Origin of the sequence: Aquiflexum sp., from assembly GCF_041749095.1 — a bacterium.
GTDB lineage: Bacteria > Bacteroidota > Bacteroidia > Cytophagales > Cyclobacteriaceae > Aquiflexum.
In genome coordinates, this window is sequence record NZ_JBGTCA010000262.1 from 1 (window position 1) to 2,450 (window position 2,450).

The 2,450-nt window shown below is 41.4% G+C and carries 3 protein-coding genes; all 3 read right to left on the minus strand.

Annotated features, from left to right (window positions below; genetic code table 11):
* Positions 1-233: PDDEXK nuclease domain-containing protein (locus ACEW8O_RS12165; protein ID WP_373494900.1), on the minus strand; the 233-nt coding region annotated here is incomplete at its 3' end.
* Positions 234-317: 84 nt separating this feature from the next.
* The gene (locus ACEW8O_RS12170) at positions 318-668 is read right to left on the minus strand and encodes a DUF1016 N-terminal domain-containing protein (protein WP_373494901.1); all 351 of its coding nucleotides are present in this window, start codon (positions 666-668) and stop codon (positions 318-320) included.
* 834 nt (positions 669-1,502) lie between these two features.
* The coding region (locus tag ACEW8O_RS12175) for a 3'-5' exonuclease (RefSeq protein ID WP_373494902.1) at positions 1,503-2,450 on the minus strand (948 nt) is incomplete at its 5' end.

The following is a 2,450-nucleotide window of genomic DNA, read 5'->3' on the forward strand; positions in this document are numbered from 1 at the left end:
ATATGGATGCGCTTTTGCCTTGCTACAAACGAAAATCCATTGCCAATTTCCAGTATAAAATCCTGCAAATGAGTAATGATTGCCGCTTCTAAATCTTTTTCATAATAAGCGGCTTCCCTTCTCAAACCCAAAAACTCCAACACCATCGGATCTTTAATGATCTCTTTGGCGTCACTTGGTAGTTTTTCCTCTCTTGCCACTGCTAATACGGATTGTACATCATTGCTTAGCAATAATCTTTCAAACAGTTGGCTGTTTATCTGCCTTTCAAGTTGTCTTGCAGTCCAGTTGTTTTTTGTTGATTCTGTTATATAAAACTACCTTTTGTCCTGATTATCAATTCGAATTAATGTCCGGTAATGAGTCCAACTCAATTGCGAACGCAGTGCGTTCGCAATTGGGAAAGTCCGATAAAACTGACGATTCATCTCTAATTGTCGAGAGGTAAATCCGCTGCCAAATTGGGGCTTGAATTGTTGGGAAATAGCCTTTATCAAAAACTTACCATAATCAGCTCTATCTTTTCCTTCTTGTTCTTCTTCAAAAATTACTTTTCCGATTTGCCAGTACATAATTACACGTTCTGTATCCACTGAGCGAACAGCCTTTTCTCTTGCCGAGGCAATGATATTCTGGATTTGCAGTATCAGTTCTTTTTTCAGTTCCATCACTACTTAATAATTTCTTTTGGAGTGTTTGTTAAAAGTCTAAGATAAAAAATTATAATCATAATCTCCTCCAATGTGAGTTACCCCACTCGCTTAAGTGTCAATTCGAATTAATGTCTGGTAATGAGTACAACTAAATCGTCCGTACCTACGGCACTTTTGGTTCCACTTTATCAATTTGATCCTGACAATAAATTACCGGGCTAAAATTTCGGTCATGCCCGCCCGGATGACCAGTCGGACGGGCCTATGGCATTTATTCCTTCGCCAATGAGAGTGACTCAACCTAGATATTTTGGTTCCCGCCCATGTGAGTGTCTTTTACTCAAATCCTTTTGGTATTCACTTCACATCAGGGTTCCTGCTCGGAACGAGGGGTGATTTCCGTTTAGTTATTTGATAGGAAGGGCCTCTAAAGGTTCAAGAAATGATCAATTGGGAAAAAACTATGTGTTCTCTGTGCCCTATGTGGTAAAAAATCAATCCATATTTCTGTAAGAGATTCTTCACTAAAAGTTTATAGAGATTTTAAGGTTTGAGTGGCTGCGTTCAGAATGACGCCAACATTTTCCTGAGACTCCCCGAAATGCTACGGGGCAGGCTTTCACTTCGCATAGATTTTTGAAGAGATTTCAAGGTTCAAGTGGCTTCGTTCAGAATGACGCCAACGTTTTCCTCAGAGATTCTCCGAAATGCTACGGGGCAGGCTTTCACTGGCTAAAAGTTATCGGCCAATACAAAGCTCAACCTAGAAAAGCGCAAACCTTTCCCTCTCACTTCCCCATACTTGGTACATCTTGTCCGCCGTGGCGGATTGTACATTGTACTTGGTTCTTATAAATCCTTCGCCTTCCTCCCCAAAACCACCTCCGGCAATACCACCAACGCCTCCTTTTCTGTGTCACTGTCCATCCAATAAACCAGCCAGTTCACACTGACTTTCCGGATATGGTAGCCTTTAACCGCAAGGTCTTCAAGGTTTTTACAAAAAGCTTTAGAAAAGCGTAGGACAGCTTGGCCTTGCGCATTAAAACAATCATTGTCCCTATAACTTAAGATATCCCCAGGTCTTAATCGGGAAATCAGGTGTTGCCGGCTATGGGAAAAACTTAAAAAGATATCCTGATGCAATAGGTGAAATATCAACGTGTCTGTATCCTCAAATAAGTTTGCCTCCTCTTTGTAATTCATGAAAGGTACTTTCAGGTTTTCCAAAAACTGTCCTTGATAATGAATGGACAGCAAGTTTTTGGCCCTTGTCATCCCCACATACAAAAGCCGTTTTTCCTTATCTTCCCTGACAAGTCTTTGCTGCAACAAAAGAAAAACCTGATCAAACTCCCTGCCCTTGGCTTTGTGAATCGTGGAAACAAGTACGCTATCGGAAGACTGTCTGTAAAAATCCTCAATGCGGGATTCGGAAATAAAGGTCTCCAAGTCACTTTTGAACCTGACCTTGGGGTAGATTTTTTCAAAATCCTCCAACATGTTGCTGATCCATTCGAAAGTGGAACCGCCGCCAAACTCCTTTTTCAAGACCTGTTTGGCCTGAATCCATTTTTCTTCCAAAATGGTATATTCTCCGGATTGTAACCTGAGGGTCTTGAAAAATGTCCGCACTTCGTAGAGTTGCAAGAGGTTGAATAGATCGTTGCTTTGTACCAAACTTGCAGGAAGACCCCGCTGAAGCAGCAAACTGACAACTTTCAGGGCTTCCTCATTGGTTTTGGTAAGCACGGCAACAGTATCTTTCAAGTCTGTGGATAAAATCTCCTCCACCAT